Consider the following 20955-nt stretch of genomic DNA (forward strand, 5'->3'; position numbering starts at 1 on the left):
TCCCTTTCAGGGAGGGGAGCTTAGTTGGTGTGCCACCCGTCGATCGCTTCCAGGGTGCGCGCGTGGACTTCCTCGGGTGTGCCGCGCGCGTCGATCACGACGTGGCGGTCGGGATCACGCGCCGCCTGGTCGAGGAACGACTGGCGAATGCGGTGGTGGAAGGCCAGGTCGAGTGTCTCGAAGCGGCCTTCGTCGATCGCACCGTCGCTGAGGCGGCGCTTGCTGCGCGCGAGGCCGATCTCGGGATCGAGATCGAGGACGACCACCAGATCGGGCCAGACATCGCCGACCGCCTCGCGGTGGAGCAGGCGGATATAGTTCTCGGCCATGCCGCGGCCGGCGCCCTGATAGGCGATGGTCGATCCGACATAGCGATCCGACACCACCGAGACGCCGCGCGACAGGCTGGGCAGGATGACGCGGCGGACATGCTCGACGCGCGCTGCGGTCATCATCAGCAGCTCGGACTGCTGGTCCCAGGCATCGTCGTTCCCGGAGAGCAGCAACGCGCGGAGCTGCTCGCCCTGCGGGGTGCCGCCGGGCTCGCGCGTTGCGATCGCCGCGCGGCCGCCCGCTTCGAGATGCGCGACGATGTGGCGCACCATTCCCGATTTGCCGCAGCCGTCGACGCCCTCGACGGCATAGAAGGATGCCTTGTCCATGCCTTGCCTTAGCATGGCGGCGGGCGATGTTAAGGCAGTGCCTGGCGAACCGCGGGCAGGGCGGCTTGGCGTTCGAACTGGCCTTCGCGTGCGATGGCGAGGGCTTCCGCTGGCTCCACGGCACGGCTGTAGAGATAGCCCTGGCCATATTCGCAGCCGAGCGCGGCGAGCAGTTCGGCGCTCTCGCCCGACTCCACGCCCTCGGCGGTGACCGGCAGGCCGAGGCCCTCGCTGAGGTTGAGGATCGCGCGGACGATCTGGCCGTTGTCCTCGGCGCGCATGTTCTGGACGAAGCCGCGATCGATCTTGATGCGGTTGAACTGCAGTTCGCGCAGATGCTTGAGGCTTGCATAGCCCGTGCCGAAATCGTCGAGCGCGATCTGGATGCCCGCGCTCTTGAGCGAGAGCAGGATTGCACGCGCCGTCTCGATGTCCTGGACCAGCCGGTTCTCGGTGATCTCCACGACGAGCCGGCCGGCGGGGAAGCCGGTGGCGCAGAGCACCTGGAGGATGCGCTGAGGCAGCCAGCTGTCGTTGAGCTGGAGCGGCGACAGATTGACCGACAGCGTCATGTGCGGCGGCCAGATCCGCGCCTCCATGCATGCACGGCGCAGGACGGCAAAGCCGAGATCCTGGATCATCCCGGCATCCTCGGCGATCGGGATGAACATGTCGGGGGCGATCAGCCCGCGCGTCGGGTGGCGCCAGCGCGCCAGCGCCTCGAACCCGATCACGTCGCCCGAGGCGAGCGCGACGATCGGCTGGAAATAGGGGACGAACTCGCCGCGATGGATGCCGGCGTGCATGTCGAGCTCGAGCTGCGCGCGCTCGCGCATCTCGGCCCCCATTTCGGCGGCGAAGAGGCACCAGGTCGAGCGACCCGAGCGCTTGGCGCGGTACATCGCGAAATCGGCCTTGTAGAGCATCTCCTCGGGGCTGGCGGCGTCGGGCGCGCAGCGCAGCAGGCCGATCGAGGCACTGACTTCGGCGAGCCCACCGCGGAGCTGGATCGGCTTGGCGACCGCGGCGAGCAGCGCCTCGGCGATCGCGGCCGGTGCCGGCGAGTCGATCGGATATTCGAGCACGCAGGCGAATTCGTCGCCCCCCATGCGGGCGACCAGGCCCGTGCCGCCGACCAGTGCGCGCAGGCGATCGGCGATGGTGACGAGCACCTGGTCGCCGCCTTCATGGCCATAGGTGTCGTTGACGGGCTTGAAGCGATCGAGATCGAGCAGGAACACGTTCAGCTCGGTATCCGGCTGTGCCGAAGCGGCGCGCGCGGCGATATGGCCGATCAGCGTGCGGCGGTTGAACAGCCCGGTGAGCGAATCATGGCGTGCGAGCAGCGTGGCTTCGCGCTCGGCGCGGCGGCGGCGGCGCAGCTCCTGACGTAGCCCGCGGGTGCGCACGACGAGCAGCACCATGTAGAACATGCTCGTCAGGAAGAAGGCGGAAAGCAATTCGTCGAGCTGCCAAGACTCGTGCGCGGTGCTGAATGCGTGGAAGCGCTCGCCGAGATCGAAGATGACGCCCAGCATCAGCGCCATCGCCGCGGGCGCGACGATGAGGATGTAATCCCGATAGCTGACGAACAACCGACGCAGCCGGCCCTTCATTGCCCCAACTCCCTGGCGAAGTGCCTTAACCTTTATAGAAGGTTGCGAGGGACTTAGGCGCGCCGGCGCGGAAAATTACGCTACGGAAAGATCGCACCGACCAGCGCCGCAAGGCGGGCGGGATCGCAATCGTCGAGCGGGATCTCGCGCTCGGGGTTGCACGAATAACCAATCATCCGGCCGTCGCGGTCCGATCCGACCGAGAGCAGCCGCCAGCCCGCCTCCTCGCGCAGCGCCGCGAGGCCGCCGGCGGAGGGAAACCGATCGGGATCGACGATGACCACCGTTTGGCCCGGCAGCCCGCCGCCCAGCGTCGCGCGGCAGACCCTGAGTCCGAAGGCGCGCGGGCCTGCGGCATGCGGCGCCTCGGCCTTTTCGGGCGTGGGGGTGTCGGCGATGAGGCCGTCCGGGAGCGGGGCGCCGAGCACCGGGACGAGCCGGACCGAGGCGGCGCCGGCCACCGGGAGGGGCGCCGGCATGGGAGCGGCGGCGGGCTCCGCGAAGGCGGGCTCCGCGAAGGCGGGCTGAAGCGCGGCGGCGATTTCGGCGATCCGGGCGCGGGTCCGTTCGTGGCGCACGGCCGAGCCCGGAATGCCGGCAAGCGCACCGTCGAGCGTGCCCTCGGCGTGCAGCGCGACGACATGATGGCGCAGCTCGTCGACATTGGGAACGTGGAGGAGCTGGCACAAGGCAAGGTGCGTCGCGGCATTCCAGCGCTCGAAAATCTTCTGCGCGTTCTCGATGCGCGAGAGGGCAACTGGGGGTATCCCATAATCGCGCTCGATCGCGGCGATGGTGAGCGCGGGGTCGCCGGCGCGCCGCGCGCGCACCGCGGCGGCGAGCAGCACTGCGAAGCGCTCCTCGTCGAGGTCGACCGGATCGCCGTCGACAAAGGGTTCCGCCCAGCGCGCGATGTCGAAGCCCGGCGCGTCGATATCGAGCAGCAGCTCGGCCGGGGCGATGCCGAGCACGGCGGCGATGCGGCGTAGTTCGTCGGGCCGGGGCACGACTTCGCCGCGATCGATCTTGGAAAGGCGAATGTAGGGAATTTCAGGGAGTAGCGCGGCGAGGCGCAGCAGCTTGGCGTGCCCGGCGGCGCGGCGTTGCTCGCGCATGCGATTGGGAAAGACGAAGCAGCGATAGAGATCGACCGGCAGATCGCCGGCGATCGGACGCGCGCCGTCGCGTTGCTTGTTGCCCCGTGCCATCGACATCTCAGAATCCCCCGCGGGCTCGCGCCGCTTAGCGAGTCATTCTGAAGCGAAATATGAATAATGCAAGGTTAACGCGGCGATTCTTAATGGAATGCAGGGTTCATTATTGGATGTATGTGTCGCAATGCAGGGTTTCAGAGCGTATCGACCGACCCGCCCTAAGGGCGTGTGTGTCCGTCATGTTTCGAAGACCATGCGGACATCATTCGGCCACCCGCTGGATCAGCCAAGCAGTGCAAGCGGTTCTCGGGAGTGGGGGCCGATCGCTTAGTCGAACACCGCGACGAACTCCGTCGGACGTCGCTCATCTACACGATCAAAGGCGCAATGAGGCCGATCGCCACGAGGCATGCTATCATTCCCATGGTGGCTATTAGGAATGCCCGCAGCAGCGATACCTTCAGTTCGCGAGCGAACCAATGCACTTGCAAGCCGCCGAACCAGAGCAGCGCGCCTACCATGCAGGCGGCGCCCGCAAGCCTGGCGTGACCGGCGAGGAGCTGGAACAGGATCCCGCCCACGCCAAGCAATAGCGCGAACGGACCCGTTAGGTAACATTGACTGTAGAAGGGGCCCTGAAGCGCATCCCGGGTCAGCTTCCGTCCGAGCCTTCGGACCAGTAGAACCGCCATGATCAGCGGGAAGATGCTGAAGACCACCAGCCGCAACAGGAGCAGGCTGGTGTCGTCGGTGATCAGGCTGGCCAGGCCCCTGTGGCTGGCGACCAGGCTACTCTGGCCGACATAGGTAAGTTCGATCGCATGCGACAGCAGCAGCGTGAGGAGTAGGAACAGCGGCGGGCTCAGCGCGTCCGAATATTGGCGGCCGGCGGGCTCTTTGAGCTGGCTGGCGGCATAGTCCATCATCAACCACGGGTGGCGCAGCACCCGCCACAGCGTCAGCGGATAAAAGACCATCCACGACATGATCTCATAGAGCAGATCGTCGAGCGACTTGATGAATTGCATGAACCCCATCGGCCTGTGCAAGCACGCTCACGAGGGGAAGGCAATGACTCCGGCGAAGTCCGGCAGCGTTACGCGCCGGGCTTAGTGCAGCGCGCGCTCGGGGCGCTGGGCGAGCAGCGTGCAGGGGCCGGCGGGATCTAGCGGGACGATCGCGAGGAGCGCGGTGTCGCCGGTCGCCTGGCGGAGCAGCCATCCGGTGGCCGAGGGGGCGGGGTGATCGGGGGCGAAGGCCACGCCGACGCCGTCGGTGATCACGCCATAGCCCATTGGCGGACTGGGCCAGCGCCCGGCAAGGTAATCGAGCAGCTCGGCGGCGGCTTCCTGTAGCGCGCCTTCGGGCGTGTCCAAGGGGCAGAAGGCATCAGCGGCGGCGCTGATCTGGGCGACGAGGCTGAAATCGCGCGCGCGCCACCACAGCATCCGGATCGTGCCCTCGGGATTTGCCTCGAGCCCCATGAACAGGCCCGCCTGCGGGGGGAGCAAGGCGGCGGCGCAGCGCGCCACTTCCTGCGCCAGCGCGGTCAGGTGCCGGTTGGGGCGGGGCATCATTGCCCAGCCCTGACCCGCTTCGTTCACATCCAACTCGCCGATCATCGGCTCTCTCCAGCTATCTTCCCGCTTTATAGGAAGAATGCGGAGAAGTGCGCGTGTCTGCACTATGTCTGCGCGGAATTAGTGGAGCACCACGCCGGCGGCGGCGAGGTTCTCGACCGGAGCGGCGAGGACGACTTCCAGCTCAGCCGGCGCAATGGCGCGGACGCTCGAGAGACGGTTGTGCGGCAGGTCGGCGTCGGGGAGCAGCGTGGCGGCGGCCGGCTGGCGGCGCTTGGGCGCAGGACGCTCATGCTCGGCCATCACGGCGAAGCGCGGGTCGGCGGCGGCGATCTCGGCAATCGCCTTGGCGGCGCGCTTGGTGATCTGACGGACGCGCTCCTTGGTGACGCCGGTCTCGAGCGACAGATCGTCGAGGGTCGAGGCCTGGAACACGCGGCGGACGACGATCTCGCGGTCACGATCGAGCTTGGCTTCGAGCTTCTCGAGCTCGGCGGGATCGATGCCGTAGGTGGCGGTGCGGAGACGCGGGCCTTCGCGGCGCAGCGCGGCTTCCTCGCGCTTCGGACGGGGGCGACGGCGGAGCGCCTCGATCCCGACTTTGCGGAGCTGATCGACATAGGCGTCGACGAGCGAAGTGATCGCGCCGTCGGCGAGATAGTCCGAAGCGGCGGCTTCGGTGCGGGCCAGGGCGTCCTCGTCCTCGATCAGCGTCTCGGGCGACATTTCCTCGCCGTCGGCACCGGTGGCCAGGGCGTTGAGCGACACGGTGGTCGCCTCGACCTTTTTCGCCGAGGGGCGCTGGTCGGTCATCAGGCGGAAGCGGAGGCTCTGGAGCTCGCCGCGGATCTGCCAGTTCACGAAGGTGGTGAACTGCGCCTTGGCGGGGTCATAGGCTTCGATCGCGCGGTGCACGGCGATGGCGCAGCACTGCTCGGCGTCGTCCCAATGGGCGACCAGACCGTACTGGCGGATGAAGTGGCGGATGCGCGGGGCGATCAGCTTGAGGATCTGGGCGAAGGCACGATCGACATAGACGCGCTGGCGGTTGGTCTGCGGCGCATCCTTGGGCGTGTTCTCGATGACGGTGGCGACAGCGGCTTCGAGAGCGATCGTGGTCTTCGACATTGGTAATCCCCTGTTTCGTGAAGGCCGCCGTGAGGCTGCCCGTTCGACAAGGGTGGTAATGCCCGCCAATCCTTTAACGGATGGGAACCAGTCCTATATGTATAAATACGCAGTCGGAATGCCCCGGAGGGCGCCAAGAAACCGCTCAAAACCCTGTGTTTCAATGGTTTAACGCGTATTTACCAACCGGTGGCCGGGGCGCGCTCCCGTAAATTACTTATAGGACAGAATTTACGAAGCGAAGGCTTCGGGGCGAATTCTGCGATCGATGAAGCCGGTGAGCCACTGGCGATGCGCCTGGGTGGCGTTGCCCGCGCTGGCGATGCGCTGCTCGGCGGCCGAGGCGCCGATCTGGGCGGAGAGCAGCATGCGGGCGCGGCCCGCCTCGATCCCGCCGCTGAGGAACTTCTTGGCGTCGCCGAGGCCGAGATGGTGGCCGAGATAGGCGGCCTTGGCGAGCGTCTCGCTATCGGTGCGCACGCGCACCCCTGCTTTCTCCAGCCGGTCGAGATTGCCCTTGGCGAGATCGGCGACGCCCAGGATCGACGCTTTGGGATCGTAACGCAGCGCGAGCAGTTCGGCGCGGTTGCCGGTGTTGACGCGGCCGCGGCCGTCTAGCCAGCCGCGCTCGGCGGCGTGCGCGTTGAGCCAGGTGCCTTCGGTCTGCGCCAGATCCTGCCACGTCCCGCTGAGGAACTGGCCGAGGCCGGCGGCGCTCGAGCGCGGATTGCGCGAATGGGTGTTCCAGCTGCCGTCGCCGGTCTTGGCGGCCTCGGCATCGACGATCGCAGCGAGCGCGGAGGCGGGAATGCCGGTGCGCGCCTCGGCGGCGGCGAAGGTCGAGGCATAGCGCGCATTGGCGCCGAGCTTGAGGTCGCCGCTGTCGGGGGTGGCGGTGCCGATGCCGATGCCGCCGATCCGGGCATAGGCCGGCGTAGGGCCGCGGACATCCTCGGGATCGATCGCGCCCGCGCCGGTGGTGCCGATGCTCTTGGCTTTCGCTTCGCCGCCGAAGCTGGCAGCAGCGGGCTGGTGGCAGCTACACGCGCAGTGGCAGGCGCAGCCGGCTTGCGACAGGCCCGAAATGCCGTCGCGGCCGCCGAGCAGGCCGAGCAGTGAATCCATGTTCATGTTGTTACCGCCGAAGGGCGAGGCGCTGTTATCCTTGCTGTCGCCATCGCCAAGCGCGGCGCGCCACAGCCGGGTCGAGAGCTGCGACTGCGCCTCAGCATAGATGACCTGCGCGCGCTTCTGCGGGGAGAGCGCGGCGAGCTGGGTGGGGTTGATCATGCCGCGCGGTTCCGCGTGGCGGCGCGGGCGCGCAGGAAGCGCGCCGCGGCGATGTCGTCGATCGCGCCCTGTTCGGCGAGCGCGAGCGTGCGCTCGGCTTCGTCCTCATAGCGTTCGGCGGCGCCTTCGATCGCGCGCATAGTGCCATAGGCCTCGACCGCCTGGGCGCGCAGGCGTCCGAGCCGGGCCTGGGCGAGATAGGCGGCTTCGTCGAGCCGGGCGCGCTCCGCCTTCATCCGCGCGGTCCACGCATCGTGCGCGAAGGGCAGGGCATAGGCGAGCGCGCGCTCCTGGAGCATCCGCGCATCATGCGTGCGCGTCTGGGTCTCGAGCGTGGTGATGCGCTCGACCTCGACGCTGATCGACACCTTGACGGCGTCGACTTCGCGGCGCTGGACGCGGAGCGCGGTATCGAACGGCGTCATGCGGCGATCCCGAGCGGTTCTTCGAGCGGCGCGGCGGTGCCGACGATCTCTGCCAGCGCAGCGAAGTCGATATCGGCATTGCCCGGGTCGTGCTTGCCCTGGTTGATGAGTTTTTCGATCTGCGGCGCGAGCGCGACCGCGGCGTCGACTTCTTCAGACGATCCGGCCTTGTACGCGCCGAGGCGGACCATTTCCTCCATGTCGGCATAGGTCGACAGCAGCTTCCGCGCGGCGAGGCGCGTGGTGTTCTGCTGGTCGTCCATGCAATGGGGCAGGGTACGCGAGACCGATTTGAGGACGTCGATCGCCGGATAACGGCCGCGCTCGGCGATCGCGCGGCGCATCACGACGTGGCCGTCGAGGATGCCGCGCACCGCGTCGGCGACGGGCTCGTTATGGTCGTCGCCGTCGACGAGGACCGTGAACAGCCCAGTGATCATGCCCTTGCCAGGTGCGCCGGGGCCTGCGCGCTCGAGCAGGCGAGGCAGCTCGGCGAAGACGGTGGGGGTGTAGCCCTTAGTCGCCGGCGGCTCGCCCGAGGCGAGGCCGATCTCGCGCTGCGCCATCGCGAAGCGGGTGACCGAGTCCATCAGGCACAGCACGTTGAGGCCCTGGTCGCGGAAATGCTCGGCGACGGCGAGCGTAGTCCAGGCAGCCTGGCGGCGCATCAGTGCGGGCTCGTCGGACGTGGCGACGACGACGACCGAGCGGGCCATGCCTTCGGGGCCGAGATCGTCCTCGATGAATTCCTGAACCTCGCGGCCGCGTTCGCCGATCAGGCCGATCACCGCGACGTCGCACTGGGTCCAGCGCGCGAGCATCGAGAGGAGGACCGACTTGCCGACGCCCGAGCCGGCGAACAGCCCGAGGCGCTGGCCGATGCAGAGCGGCACGAACATGTCGAGCGTGCGGACGCCGGTCTCGATGCGGTGGCCGACGCGCGCGCGGTTGGAAGCCGCGGGCGGCGCGGCCTTGATCGGCTGCGGATCGGCGCCGTTGGGCAGCGGACCTTGGCCGTCGACCGGGCGGCCGAGACCATCGATCATCCGGCCGAGCCATGCTTGCGAGGGACGAATGCTGAACTGGCCTGCGGCGAGCTCGGCGCGCGAGCCAAGGCCGACGCCAACCGGGTCGGTGAAGGGCAGGCACAATGCGACGTCCCGGTCGAGTGCGGTCACTTCGGCCTCGACCTTGCCGTTGGCGCCCTGGATCTCGACGCGGCTGCCGATTTGCGCGACGCCGGCCAGCCCCTCCACTTCGATCAGCGCGCCGCGAACCGCGACGACGCTGCCGAAGCGGCGATCGGGCACCATCGTGCGGATCGCGCGGGCGGCGCTGGCAAGAGTCTGCATGGCGGCGGAAAGTCCTTACGCGGCCTGGGCTTCGGTCGCGACGTTCTCGAAACCGATCAGCTCGCGCGCGGCGGTGAGCGCCTTGTAGTAATCGCCCTGCGCCATGTCGTGCGCGAAGGCGATGCACGCGGTGCGCGCCTCGGCCGTGGTGAGCGTGGCGACGAGGCTGCCGACCAGCGTGACGATAGCGTCCTGATGCTGGTTGCGGTTGGCCGGATCGATGTATGCGAGCATCGCGGCGAAATAGAGCTGGCGCGCCGGGGTGGTGGCTTCCTCGGGCTGCATGACCTCGCGGCCGCGCAGGATCGATACCTGGTTCTCGACCGCGATCTGGGTGCGGCCGACCGCGCGCAGGACGGCGCCGTTGACGATCGCCTTCTCGCCGTCGCGAAGCGTGATGCGGAGCATGGCAGTTCAACCTTTCGAGTGCGTTTGCTCTCTTATAGGATGATGTCGGCGCGCGGCGGTGCGCACCCGGCAATTTTTGCCGAGTGCGGGGGGAGTCGGAATCTACGTAGGGCGCAGTATCTCGCTTTTCCTCCTCTCCGGCCGGCGCCGAAAGGGTAGAGCGCATCCTCGCCGTCGGCGCCGATCGGGGCTGGTCGCTCGTGCCGCACTGATCTCCCCTGCATCCAGACCCTCGCGGCGCGGCGCGGCGAGTTGAGTCCCGAACGCCTTGCCTAGGCGAGGCGCCTGAGATTATATATGATAAATAAGCTAAGGGCGCAGGAGAGGTATCATTCATCACGAACCACATCGCGAAGTCCCGCGCCGCCTGGTCCGCCGCCTTCTTGCGACAGCCCTGATTCTCGGCATCCCGACCGCCGCGCTCGCCCAGTCGGTGCCGCCCGGCGCGCCCGAGACCCCGGCAATCGATCCGGCCCGCGCCTATCTCTTCGCCCACATGACCAAGGAGCGCTACGGCGTCCTGTACTACTCGGTCAGCCTCGACGGCCTCCATTGGAAGCGCATCAACGCCGGCAAGCCGGTCTCCGAGGACTATCACGGCCATGCCTCGATCGCGCAGGGGCCCGACAAGCGCTATTATCTGGTTGGCAACAAGAGCGACGACGATCCGCTGATCCGCTTCTGGGTCTCGGACGATCTGGTCCGCTGGGCGCCGCACGGCACCTACCGGCCCGATCTTGAGAACATTCCCAACCACGCCAAGGCGCTCCAGCGGATCGGCGCGCCCAAGCTGATGTTCGACAAGCCGTCCAAGGCGTTTCTGCTCACCTGGCACACGCCGACGGTGCCCGGCTCGAAAGAGGATCCCGAAAGCTATTGGGCCAGCCAGCGCACGCTCTACGTCACCGGCGCGGACCTCACCAAGCTGCCCGTCAAGCCCAAGCGCCTGCTCGCCTGGAACATGGCGACGATCGACACGGTGGTGCAGCCCAATCCGGCAGGCGGCTATTGCGCAGTGGTCAAGGACGAGCGCTATCCCTCGTTCGACTGGATCACCGGCAAGACGATCCGGATCAGCTGCGCGGCGAAGCTGCTCGGCCCCTATCCGCAGCCCGGCCCGCCGCTCAGCCCCAATTTCCGCGAGGCGCCCACTTTGGTCCGCGCGCCGGTGAGCAACGACTGGCTGCTCTATTACGAGCAATATGCCGGCACGAGCTACGGCGTGTCGCGCGCCAAGCGGCTCGAAGGGCCGTGGTTCCAGTTATCGGGCAATAGCGGCGTGCCCGAATGGAACCGCTATTCGATGCCCGCAGGCACGCGCCACGGATCGATGATCGAAATCAGCCGCAAGCAGTACGACGCCATCGTCGCGGCATTTCCGGGAGAAATCGAGTGAGCAAGGTACAGGCGCTGCGGCGCGGGCTCGCGATTGCGGCGTGCGCGATCGTGCTTGGCGGTTCGGCGGATGGCGGCCAAGAATTCACCAATCCGCTGCTCCCCTCGGGCCCCGATCCGTGGATCCTGCGCGACGGACAGGACTATTATTACCTCAACACGCTCGGCAATCGCATCGCGATCCGCAAGACCCGCGATCTGGGCAAGCTTGCCGACGCGCCCGAAGTCACCGTGTGGCGCGCGCCCAAGACAGGCCCCAACGCCCAATCGGTCTGGGCGCCCGAACTGCACCGCATCGACGGCAAATGGTATATCTACTACACTGCCGCCGCCGCCGGGCATGACGACGACGCCCATCGCGGTATCTTCGTGCTCGAGAATAGCGGCCCCGATCCGCTGGGCGGGGAGTGGGTCGACCGCGGCCAGCTCAAGACCGCACGCACCGGGATCGACGGCACCACCTTCGTCTTCGGCGGCAAGCGCTATTTCGTCTATTCGCCCTATGTCCGGTCGGAGAGTGACCTCGCGATCGTCGCAATGTCGAATCCCTGGACCTTGAAGGGTCCGGAAACGATCATCGCACGGCCTGACCAGGAATGGGAGCGCCAGGGCGGGCGGCAGATCCTCGAGGGCCCCGAATATCTGCCCGGACCCAAGGGCGAGCTGCACCTGAGCTATTCGGGCAGCGCCTGCTGGTCGGACGATTACGCGATCGGGCTGCTCAGCGCCCCCGCCGGCGCCAATCCGCTCGATCCCAAAGTGTGGACCAAGGCGCCCGGGCCGGCGCTCGCCAAGTCACCTGCGCACGGCGTATTCGCACCGGGCCATAACGGCTTCTTCACCACGCCCAGCGGCGATCACTGGATCGTCTACCACGCCAATCCCGCGGCCGACATGAAGTGCACCGCCAAGCGCGCGCCGCGCATCCGCCGCGTGACGTTCGACACCAACGGCAAGCCGATATTCGGCGATCCGGTGGCCAAGGGTATCCTGCGCTGAAGCCTTAGCTCCCCGGCGTCGGCTTGGCCGGCGCCGGGAGCTTGAAAAAGCCGTCGCAGCACGACTTGAAGTGCTCGGTCGAGATCGCGGCGATGATCGCGAGTTCGAACAGCCGCCGCGCGAAGCGGATGCGGTAGCTGACATAGAGCCACCACATGCCCGCAGTGATGGGCAGCGCCAGAAGCCAGCGCCACTCGCCCACGAAGAAATGAAGCAGCGTCAGGATGAGCAGGGTGACGATCAACGCGCGGAATTGCTTCTGCTGGCTTTCCACTCGGTCGAGTTCGGTGATCGCCGCCGGGCAGTTGATGCGCAGGAAGTTCCACCAGAATCCTTTGGTCGACCAGGCGCGCGCCGCGCCGGCCGGGGCGGCCATTGACGGCATCAGCGCTGCTTCGAGCTGCGCGGCAGTCTTCTCTGCCAGTGCCAGCTTGGCCAGCTTGGAAGGCTTGACCGCATCGAGGTTGGCGGCGTCCAGCCCGCGGCGCAGGCGTGGATCGACCAGATCGTCGAGCTTCGACGATGCGCCGGAGACCAGAGAACCAAGCGCATAGGCGCATACGAAGAAGGCGAAGAGAATCAGCGCCGCGTCGGGGCGGTCTCCGAAGGTCACGCGCGCGACGATCTCGCGGAGCATGTCGCCGGGCGCGAGGAGCAGCAGCACGCCGCCGGGCACGATGATCGTGAAGAAATCCCGCGCGCTGAGGAACAGATCCTGTGGCCGCATTCCCCGGTCTCCCCCAAACCCTGAGCAAGGCTATCATGGGTCTGGGCCCGCAGCCAATTGCGAGACATGCAAAGCCCGCTGGAAATGTTCCGCGCACCGCTCTATAGGCGCTCGCTCGGTCGCGCGGGTGTGGCGGAATTGGTAGACGCAGCGGACTCAAAATCCGCCTCTGGCAACAGATTGTCGGTTCGAGTCCGACCACCCGTACCAGGCAGCCCCTAACGCCCCACGCGGTGCGATGCTGCCGATTGGACTCGAAAGACGTCGTCCCATGCGGTAGTCTGCAGCAAGGGAACGCGGGCATGCGTCCGGATATCCCGCAGTGAGAGGATGCTATGGCGGAAGGATCGGGCAGCCCCATGAGTGGGCCGGGGGCGCAAGCGTCTCCGCCGCCACAGGAAATCCATGTCGATTCCGCCGCACAGGCCAGGCCGCGCGGACGCTTTCCTGCATTCCCTACCGAGCGCGCCGAACGCGGGATCGAGGCGGTTTCGCGATTCGCCGGGCCGACCGCGTTCTTCCTCGCGCTGGGCGGCGTGGTCTGGTGGATGACCAAGTAACTGATCGCGAAGGACTTCGTCCTCAATCGGCGTGAGGCTTGCAGAGGCTCCGAAGTCGTTTCGTCCCAAAATCGTGCGCCGTGCCAAATCCACGGCAAGCCGCTGTCCCGAAACGGGTCGTCCCGAAAACCCCCCATGTTCATCGACCCGCGCTTGTTTTCATGTCGGGGCTGTGTCCTGCTGCATTGCAGCAAGCATCTTGCCCATGTTTGGCGAGATGGCTGCTAGCCCGCTGTCGGGTGTGTTGCGTCAGGGAGTATCGGGTGTCGCATGTCAAAGATTGACCTGGCGATCCAAGGCTATCCAAGCCGTACGCCGTTCGCCACGGCGGCGCGGCGCAGTGCCAAGGTCTGGCTGTGCCTGACCGTGATCGGCGCCGACGCGTTGGCGCTGATCATCGGCTTTGCGATCGGGCTCCAGGTCGAGCAGCCGGGCAGCATTTCGGGCGATGTGTGGACAACGTTGGCGGGGGTGCTCCTCGTCCATGCCGGTATCTCTTTCCAGAACCAGGCCTACAGCACCAAATGCCTGACCAGTGCACTCCAGAGCGTGCGCGCGGCGCTCGTCTCGGCGGCGGCGACTCTGCTGCTCTTCTTCCTCGTGGTGTTCTCGCTCAAGGTGACGGGCACCCTTCCGCGATTCGCGCTGTCGCTCGGCATCGTCTCCTCGGTGGTGCTGATCGTCAGCCAGCGGCTGCTGATCTGCCAGTTCGTCCGCCGCACCTATGCCAATCGCCTTCACACCGAATTGGTGATCGTTGATGGCGGGAATGTGCCGGATGCGTGTTTCGGCAGCGATATCGTAGACGCCGGCGCGATGGCGCTGCGCTCCGATCTCGACGATCCATACATGCTCAATCGGCTCGGCACGCTGCTGCGCCATTACGACCGCGTCGTCATCAGCTGCACGCCCGACCGAAAGTACGAATGGGCGCAGGTGCTGAAGGGCGCCAATATCCAGGGCGAGATCGTCGCGCCGGAGATCGGCGAGCTGGGTCCGCTCGCGGTCCACCAGCTTGGCGGCGTCACCACGGTGGTGGTCTCCCGCGGGCCGCTCAACCTGCCCGATCGCGCCAAGAAGCGTGCGCTCGACATCGTGCTCACTGTGCCGGTGCTGATCTTCCTGCTGCCCTTCCTGTTGCTGGTGGCACTGGCGATCAAGCTCGACTCGCCTGGCCCGGTGTTCTTCCGTCAGGAGCGGATGGGGCGCGGCAACCGCATCTTCCACATCCTCAAGTTCCGCAGCATGCGCGTCGAGACCAGCGACTCCGACGGGACGCGCTCGGCGAGCCGCACCGATGACCGGATCACCCGCATCGGCCGGCTGATCCGCCGCACCAGCATCGACGAGTTGCCTCAGCTCATCAACGTGCTGTTCGGCGAGATGAGCCTGGTCGGCCCGCGCCCGCATGCGCTCGGCTCGCTCGCCGGCGACGAATTGTTCTGGCGCGTCGATCGTCAATATTGGCTTCGTCACGCGCTCAAGCCCGGGATCACCGGGCTCGCCCAGGTCCGCGGCTTCCGCGGGGCGACCGAGCATCGCCGCGACATCGTCAACCGGCTCGGCGCCGATCTCGAATATCTCCAGGGCTGGAGCCTGTGGCGCGACGTCGGCATCCTCGCCAAGACCGCGCAGGTGCTGGTCCACAAGAACGCCTATTGAGACGAAGCGAAGGGCGGGGCGGCGCATTAACGATCGCCCCCAAGCTTCCATTAGGGATTTTCGGCCATAGCTGCGCCCCGGGAAACAAGGGGCATGGGCCGTGGCGGAACATTGGGTGCCGGCGAAGGACGCCGACGGAACGTTCGATCAGGCGAAGCCGCTTTGGCTGATGCCCGCGGATTTGCGCGAGCCGACATCGGAGCGCGTGATCCAGGCGATATCGCGCTGGGCGGGAATCGCGAGCTTCGTCGTTGCGCTGGGCGCAGTCGGGCTCTGGCTGCTGGGCTGATCGCCCTACCTCAAAACGGTTCGTCGTTCGAGAAACGACCCAGCCGTGCCTGTGGCGCGACCAACCGAACCCCAGCCTGTGGGCATTGGTAAACGAACGCTTTAGATTGATCTAATTGCTGCACTGCAATGAGGTCACGAGCGCGTGCTTTGCTCTGGCGAAAGCGTAACTGGTTTAGATTTTCTCGCACCTGCGAAGGGTGGTGGGGCTGCGTGGCGACGTATTGCTGCGCTGCACCGTGGGCCACTTTTGCTGTTGGGCGGGGCCATGATCGGCATATTGCCGGTCGGTGCCGCGCATGCGCAGGAGAAGGGTGCCAAACCCCCCGAACAGGGGCTGCGGATCGAGCCGTCGATCGTCGCGGTCTATGATTCGAACGTCTATCGCGTCGATTCGGACGTGGCCGATCCGGTCGCCGACGTCATCGTCACGCCGGCGGTCGAGGTGCGTTTCGACCGCGACATCGGCGTTCGCGCGATCAGCTTGCGTGCGCTGGCGGGATACGATCGGTTCGTGTCCGAAACCGGCCGGAGCAAGCCGCGCTTCGAACTCGAGGGTAGCGGCAAGTTCCTGATCGCCGGGCAATGCGCAGTGCGGCCGCTCGCCAGCTATCGCCAGCAGCGCGCCGATTATGGCGACATCAACAGCGCGAGCGAGAACCTGCAGAAATTCTCGACGCTTGGCGTCTCGGCCGATTGCGAGCGCCCCGCCGGGCTCTATCCGGTGGCGAGCTGGCGGCGCGATACCACGCGCAACGGCGACGGCTTCGAATATGCCGATCAGACGAGCAATCTCTACCGCGCCGGGATCGGCTATGCCCGGCCGAGCCTGGGCAAGCTGACTGCCTATTACGAGCGCGTCACCAGCGATCGGCCCGAGCTTGGTGTTGAGAACCGCAGCGATGCCTATGGCCTGTCCTTCGCGCGATCGGTGTCTCCGATCACGTCGATCGACGCCGATTTCCGTTGGATGCACGTCACCAGCACCGCGCCGGCGGTCAGCGATTATGACGGGCCGGGCTGGACGGTGCGGCTGTCGACGATGGCGATTCCGCGGGTCAAGCTGACCGCGGCGACCGAGCGGTCGATCGTCAACGACAGCCTGATCGCCACCGGCTTCGCGATCCGTACCGCGCATCGGCTCTCGGCCGAGGTGGCGCTTAGCGAACTTACCACGATCGGCGTGTTCGGCGAACTGGTCCGCCGCGACTTCCGCCAGGACGCAAGCATCAGGCCGTTCGCCTATACGCACGACCGGACGAACCAGTTCGGTTTGACGGCATCGCGCAAGATCACCGAGCGCTTTGCCCTGGATTTTTCCCTGTCCCGCCTGGATCGGGCCACGAACAGCGACGTTTCCAATTTTCGTGCGACGCGCGTGGCGCTCGGCGCAACCATGAGGTTCTGAACCGATGAGGTACATTGACATTTCGCTGCCCGTCTTCGCTATGCTCGTCGCGGCGCCGGCAATCGCGCAGACCAGCGGCGCTGGCCTTACCGCGGCATCGCCCCCGGCAGCCCCCGCGGCGGCCGCGGCGCCGCCTGCCGCGGCGGCCAGCGCCGCCCCCGGCTACCGGCTCGGCCCCGACGACGAAGTGAAGGTGTTCATCTACGGCCAGCCCGATCTCTCGGTCACCACTCGGGTCAAGGCCGACGGCTCGATCCGGCTGGCGATGCTCGGCGCGGTCGACGTGCGCGGGAAGACCACCGCCGAACTCGCCGATGCGATCGCCGCGGGCTATGCCTCGGGCGGCTATCTCGAGCGCCCCTCGGTCAATGTCGAGGTCTCGCAGTTCGTCAGCCGCTCGGTCACCGTGCTCGGCAACGTGCCGCAGGCGGGCAATTATCCGCTCGACCGGCCCTACAGCGTCGCCGCGATGCTCGCCAAGGCGGGCGGCGCCACCCAGACCGGTGCCAATGCCGTGATCCTCACGCCCGCCGACGGCAGTGGCCCGGTGCGCATCTCGCTGGCCGACATGAATGCCGGCGCCGGACGCGCGCTCGCGCCGGGCGACATCCTGTTCGTGCCGCCGGCCGAGAAAATCTATGTCTATGGCCAGGTGCAGGAGCCGGGCGCGTTCAACTTCGTCCCCGGCCAGACCTTCCGCCAGGCGCTCGCGCTCGCCGGTGGGCCGACGCTCGCGGGCTCGACCAAGCGTATCAAGGTGCGCCGCGTGGGCAAGGAGGTCGAAGGCATCAATCTCGACGACGCGGTCCAGCCCGAAGACGTGCTGGTGATCCGCGAGAAGCTGTTTTGAACATGACCTACCGGAGCCATCAGATGGGCTGGACCGAAAGACTGCAGCACTGGCTGCGCGGGCTGCTGGGCGGAGACCCGGGCGGCAGGCGGATCCCGGAGCGGATCGATTACGCATCGCAGCCGGCTGAGGAATCGGTGGTGGTGCCGATCTCCGCCGCGCCCAAGCCGGCGATCGCGTTTCGTCGCAACGCGGTGTTCGCGGCGTTCAACACCGCGGTGCCGGTGAGCGATCGTCACGGCCTTGCCGGACGCAAGCAGGAACTGGCGCGGCTGATCGACGCGGTGGTCAAGCAGCGCAAGCATGCGCTGATCTATGGCGCGCGCGGATCGGGCAAGACCTCGCTCGCGCGGGTGTTCGGCGATCTCGCCGACGAGGCCGGGTGTGTCGCGCTCTATGGTTCGGCCAGCGAAGGTGCGGACGTGGACGGGCTGTTCCGCCCGTTCCTCGACGAGCTGCCGGTGCAGCGCGGGGTGGCTGTCCCCGCCGACAAGCCGCTCGGCGTCCAGCAGCTCGCCAACATCTTCGTCCAGGGCGTCCAGCAGCGCACGCTGCTGATCATCGACGAGTTCGATCGCGTCGCCGCCGATCGCACCAAACACGACGTCGCCGCGTTGCTCAAGCTGCTCACCGACATGCACTCGACCGTCCAGATCGTGCTCGTCGGCATCGCCGGCAATGTCGACGGGCTGCTCGCCGCGCACCCCTCGCTGCGGCGGCACCTTTCGGCCCAGCCGGTCGCGCCGATCGAGCGCGACGAACTTGCCGGTTTGCTGCGGCTCTGCGCGCAGCAGGCCGGGCTTGCCTTCGAGGAGGATGCCGTCCAGACGATCGTATCGGCGGCGATCGGCTCGCCTTATCACGCACGGCTGTTCGGGATGCACGCCGCGCTCACCGCCGAGTCCGCCGGGCGCGAGCGCATTACGCTCGGCGATTCGCAAAAGGGACTTGCCGAGGCGCTTGCAGAATGGGGCGATCTCACCCCCGACATCTGCCACGTGTTCGAGCATGCGCTCACCCAGGCCGGCCAGTTGCGCGGGATGATCGCGCTGGCCGGCGTGCTCGCCGCGCATGCCCCGGTGCTCACCTTCGAGCGGCTCAACGCTGCGGGCGTCGATCTGTTCGGCGAGGAGCTGGGCGGTGCCGCGGCGGTCGATCGCACGATCGGCCTGATCGCGGCGGCGCTTTCCGAGGACGGCATGCCGGGCGAGCTCCAGTTCGCCGATTCGCTGTCGCCGCAATTCCTCGTGCTGATGGCCAACGGGTCGTCGCGGGCGCGCAGCGCGGCGCCGTCGGCGCGTGAAGCGCTCGATGCGCGCGAACTGCTCCAGGGAGTCGGGCTATGACGATCAAGCCGGCCGATCTCATCGAGGCGCTCAAGGCGCGCTGGCTGCTGGTCGCGGCGATCGCGGGCGCGCTATTCGCGCTCGTCGCCGGGCTCGCGCTTATGCAGCCGCGGCAGTATCAGGCGACCTCGTCGCTGCTCCTCGATCTCTCGCAGACCGATCCCACCGACAGCGGCCAGCAGCAGCAGGCCCGCGTCGAGACCGATTCGATCATCGCCACCCAGGTCGATCTCATCAAGAGCGCCAAGGTAACCGACGCGGTCGCCAAGGCCGCGGGCTTCCTCGACGCGACTCCGGCCGATCTGCCCCCGGCGGCGCGGCTTCAGCAGGCCGCGGCGCGAGTGCGCGCGGGGCTCACCGTCACCACCGGGCGGCAGAGCAATGTGCTCCAGATCCAGTTCATGGATGCCGATCCCGCAGTCGCTGCCAAGGTCGCCAACCTCACGGCGCAGATCTACATGCGCGAGCAGGTCGCGCTGCGTGCCTCGACCGCGCAGGGCTCGGCCGAATGGTTCGAGGCGCGCACCGCCGATGTCCGCCGCCGCTACGAAGTCGCGCAGAAGAAGCTCTCGGACTTCCAGCGCGCGCACGACATCATCGGCATGAACCGCATGGATCTCGAGGCCGAGAAGCTCAAGAACCTCTCGGCACACCTCGTCCAGGCGCAGGCCGATGCCGCCGCCGCGCACTCCAAATCGGGATCGGCGGCAGTGGCCGAGGTCTCGACCTCGCTCGTCGTGCAGAACATCGAGGAGGCCGTCGCCACCCAGTCGGGCAAGATGGCCGAGCTCGCCAAGTCGCTCGGACCCAACCATCCCCGGATGGTCGCGGCGCGCGCCGAGCTGGCCGAGCTCCAGGCCAGCCTGCGTGCCTCGCGCTCGACCCAGGCGGCGGCGATGACCGCCAATAGCGGCGCCGCGACCCGGCGCGAGAGCGAGCTGCGCGGCGAAATGGCGGCGCAGGAGGATCGCATGATCCGCATGTCGGGGGTGCAGGACCAGCTGATGGTCATGCAGCGCGATGTCGAGGCGGCGCGCCAGACCTATGATACCGTCCGCCAGCGCTTCAACGAGGCCGCGCTCAAGAGCCAGATCTCGCAGCCCAATGCGAGCTCGCTCGACGAGGCGACGGTGCCGCTGTTCCCCGCGACGCCGAACCTGCCCTTGTGGTTCGTCGCGGGCATCGCGCTCGGGCTGCTCGCCGGGGTCGCGGTGGTCGTGCTCGGTGAGATCCTGCGCCCGCGGGTGCGCACCGTGAACGGCCTTGCCGCTTCGACCGAAGTCGAAGTCATCGCCGATCTTTCCCCCAAGTCGCGGGCCGTCGACGGCCTGTTCGTTCCCCGTCAGGAGGCTGCATGAGGCTCCGTTCCACTGCGGGTGCCAACCCGCTGCTCGCCGAGGCCGCGTTCCATCCGGCCGATCCCGAAACCCAGGGGCAGGGCGGTCTAGCGCTGCTTGCTCCGGGCGATGAGCGCGTCGATCCGCTGGTCACTGCCGCGTTCGATGCCGACCACCCCTATGTCGCCAAGGTGCGCAAGGTCCGCGCCAAGCTGCTCGCCAAGGCCCGCGAGGCAAAGGGGGCCGATGGCAGGCTGCGGCTGGCGATCCTGTCGCTCCAAGGTGGCGACGAGGCGTCAATTCTCGCCGCCAATCTCGCCGCGGTGATGGCGCAGATGGACGGGCCGACGATCCTGGTCGATGGCGATATCGAGCAGCCTTCGCTCGATCGGCTGCTGCGCCTGCCCAATCGCATCGGGCTGGCCGAGCAACTGGGCGGGATGGCGCTGCGGCTGCCGGTGCTCCAGTCCGCGATCGACCGGCTGTGGCTGATGCCCGCCGGCCAGGCCGCGGGCGGCGCCGCCACGCTCGTGGAAAAGGGCTCGCTCGCCGAGGCCGCGGCGGGCTGGAACCTGCCCGAGGCGAATCTGCTCGCCTATCTCGCCGAGCGCCCGCGCGGCGGCACCGCATTCGGCAACATTCTCGAGAAGTTCGACGCGGTCGTGATCGTTGCGCGCCGCGGGGTGACCCCCGTCGCCGAGATCCGCCGCGTCATCGACGATCTCGATCGCCACCACATCCCGATCGCCGGCTCGGTGGTCAGTTGAA

General features: G+C 67.4%; 21 protein-coding genes and 1 tRNA gene. 11 read left to right on the forward strand and 11 right to left on the reverse strand.

The window, feature by feature from the left end:
• Positions 1-20 precede the first annotated feature (20 nt).
• From tmk to RZN05_RS01735, 10 genes are all read right to left on the reverse strand, one after another.
• The gene (gene tmk / locus RZN05_RS01690) at positions 21-662 is read right to left on the reverse strand and encodes a dTMP kinase (RefSeq protein WP_317224896.1); all 642 of its coding nucleotides are present in this window, start codon (positions 660-662) and stop codon (positions 21-23) included.
• A gap of 29 nt (positions 663-691) precedes the next feature.
• Positions 692-2278 (reverse strand): putative bifunctional diguanylate cyclase/phosphodiesterase, encoded by a 1587-nt coding sequence (locus tag RZN05_RS01695; RefSeq protein WP_317224897.1) that lies wholly within the window; start codon positions 2276-2278, stop codon positions 692-694.
• Positions 2279-2358: 80 nt separating this feature from the next.
• On the reverse strand, positions 2359-3492 hold the full coding sequence (locus tag RZN05_RS01700) for a helix-turn-helix domain-containing protein (RefSeq protein ID WP_317224898.1): 1134 nt from the start codon (positions 3490-3492) through the stop codon (positions 2359-2361).
• 308 nt (positions 3493-3800) lie between these two features.
• Positions 3801-4460 carry a hypothetical protein gene (locus RZN05_RS01705; RefSeq protein WP_317224899.1) on the reverse strand — a complete coding sequence of 220 codons (660 nt, stop codon included), beginning with the start codon at positions 4458-4460 and terminating at the stop codon, positions 3801-3803.
• A gap of 81 nt (positions 4461-4541) precedes the next feature.
• Positions 4542-5054, reverse strand: coding sequence for a hypothetical protein (locus RZN05_RS01710; RefSeq protein WP_317224900.1), 513 nt, complete (start codon positions 5052-5054; stop codon positions 4542-4544).
• A gap of 78 nt (positions 5055-5132) precedes the next feature.
• Positions 5133-6140: a sigma factor-like helix-turn-helix DNA-binding protein gene (locus RZN05_RS01715; protein WP_317224901.1), complete on the reverse strand. Its 1008-nt coding sequence runs from the start codon at positions 6138-6140 to the stop codon at positions 5133-5135.
• 231 nt (positions 6141-6371) lie between these two features.
• On the reverse strand, positions 6372-7430 hold the full coding sequence (locus RZN05_RS01720; RefSeq protein WP_317224902.1) for a peptidoglycan-binding protein: 1059 nt from the start codon (positions 7428-7430) through the stop codon (positions 6372-6374).
• Entirely contained in the window at positions 7427-7855 is a 429-nt protein-coding gene (locus RZN05_RS01725; protein WP_317224903.1) for a hypothetical protein, read from the reverse strand. The genes RZN05_RS01720 and RZN05_RS01725 overlap by 4 nt, the downstream gene beginning before the upstream one ends.
• Complete coding sequence (gene fliI, locus RZN05_RS01730) at positions 7852-9207, reverse strand: flagellar protein export ATPase FliI (RefSeq protein WP_317224904.1); 1356 nt, start codon at positions 9205-9207, stop codon at positions 7852-7854. Before fliI ends, RZN05_RS01725 begins: the two co-directional genes overlap by 4 nt.
• A 15-nt stretch (positions 9208-9222) precedes the next feature.
• On the reverse strand, positions 9223-9615 hold the full coding sequence (locus RZN05_RS01735) for a flagellar biosynthesis repressor FlbT (protein WP_317224905.1): 393 nt from the start codon (positions 9613-9615) through the stop codon (positions 9223-9225).
• A 433-nt stretch (positions 9616-10048) separates the two neighbouring features.
• Here RZN05_RS01735 and RZN05_RS01740 point away from each other — a divergent pair, with 433 nt between their 5' ends.
• Complete coding sequence (locus tag RZN05_RS01740) at positions 10049-11011, forward strand: glycoside hydrolase family protein (RefSeq protein ID WP_317224906.1); 963 nt, start codon at positions 10049-10051, stop codon at positions 11009-11011.
• Complete coding sequence (locus tag RZN05_RS01745; RefSeq protein WP_394804769.1) at positions 11008-12009, forward strand: glycoside hydrolase family 43 protein; 1002 nt, start codon at positions 11008-11010, stop codon at positions 12007-12009. The genes RZN05_RS01740 and RZN05_RS01745 overlap by 4 nt, the downstream gene beginning before the upstream one ends.
• 4 nt (positions 12010-12013) lie before the next feature.
• On the opposite strand, the gene RZN05_RS01750 is transcribed toward RZN05_RS01745, so the two are convergent.
• Positions 12014-12736 carry a hypothetical protein gene (locus RZN05_RS01750; protein ID WP_317224907.1) on the reverse strand — a complete coding sequence of 241 codons (723 nt, stop codon included), beginning with the start codon at positions 12734-12736 and terminating at the stop codon, positions 12014-12016.
• Positions 12737-12859: 123 nt separating this feature from the next.
• Between RZN05_RS01750 and RZN05_RS01755 the strand changes: the two genes are divergently transcribed.
• From RZN05_RS01755 to RZN05_RS01795, 9 genes are all read left to right on the forward strand, one after another.
• A tRNA-Leu gene (locus RZN05_RS01755) sits at positions 12860-12946 on the forward strand.
• A gap of 149 nt (positions 12947-13095) precedes the next feature.
• Positions 13096-13296 carry a hypothetical protein gene (locus RZN05_RS01760; RefSeq protein ID WP_317224908.1) on the forward strand — a complete coding sequence of 67 codons (201 nt, stop codon included), beginning with the start codon at positions 13096-13098 and terminating at the stop codon, positions 13294-13296.
• Between the two features lie 270 nt (positions 13297-13566).
• The gene (locus tag RZN05_RS01765) at positions 13567-14958 is read left to right on the forward strand and encodes an exopolysaccharide biosynthesis polyprenyl glycosylphosphotransferase (protein WP_317224909.1); all 1392 of its coding nucleotides are present in this window, start codon (positions 13567-13569) and stop codon (positions 14956-14958) included.
• A gap of 100 nt (positions 14959-15058) precedes the next feature.
• The gene (locus RZN05_RS01770; protein ID WP_317224910.1) at positions 15059-15247 is read left to right on the forward strand and encodes a hypothetical protein; all 189 of its coding nucleotides are present in this window, start codon (positions 15059-15061) and stop codon (positions 15245-15247) included.
• A 267-nt stretch (positions 15248-15514) separates the two neighbouring features.
• Positions 15515-16654: a hypothetical protein gene (locus tag RZN05_RS01775; protein ID WP_317224911.1), complete on the forward strand. Its 1140-nt coding sequence runs from the start codon at positions 15515-15517 to the stop codon at positions 16652-16654.
• A gap of 4 nt (positions 16655-16658) precedes the next feature.
• Positions 16659-17504 (forward strand): polysaccharide biosynthesis/export family protein, encoded by an 846-nt coding sequence (locus RZN05_RS01780; protein WP_317224912.1) that lies wholly within the window; start codon positions 16659-16661, stop codon positions 17502-17504.
• Positions 17505-17527: 23 nt separating this feature from the next.
• Entirely contained in the window at positions 17528-18850 is a 1323-nt protein-coding gene (locus tag RZN05_RS01785; RefSeq protein WP_317224913.1) for an ATP-binding protein, read from the forward strand.
• The gene (locus tag RZN05_RS01790) at positions 18847-20208 is read left to right on the forward strand and encodes a GumC family protein (protein WP_317224914.1); all 1362 of its coding nucleotides are present in this window, start codon (positions 18847-18849) and stop codon (positions 20206-20208) included. Before RZN05_RS01785 ends, RZN05_RS01790 begins: the two co-directional genes overlap by 4 nt.
• A complete protein-coding gene (locus tag RZN05_RS01795; RefSeq protein ID WP_317224915.1) occupies positions 20205-20954 on the forward strand; it encodes a P-loop NTPase family protein in 750 nt (249 codons plus the stop codon). The genes RZN05_RS01790 and RZN05_RS01795 overlap by 4 nt, the downstream gene beginning before the upstream one ends.
• Position 20955: the final 1 nt, after the last annotated feature.

Origin of the sequence: Sphingomonas sp. HF-S4, from assembly GCF_032911445.1 — a bacterium.
GTDB lineage: Bacteria > Pseudomonadota > Alphaproteobacteria > Sphingomonadales > Sphingomonadaceae > Sphingomonas > Sphingomonas agrestis.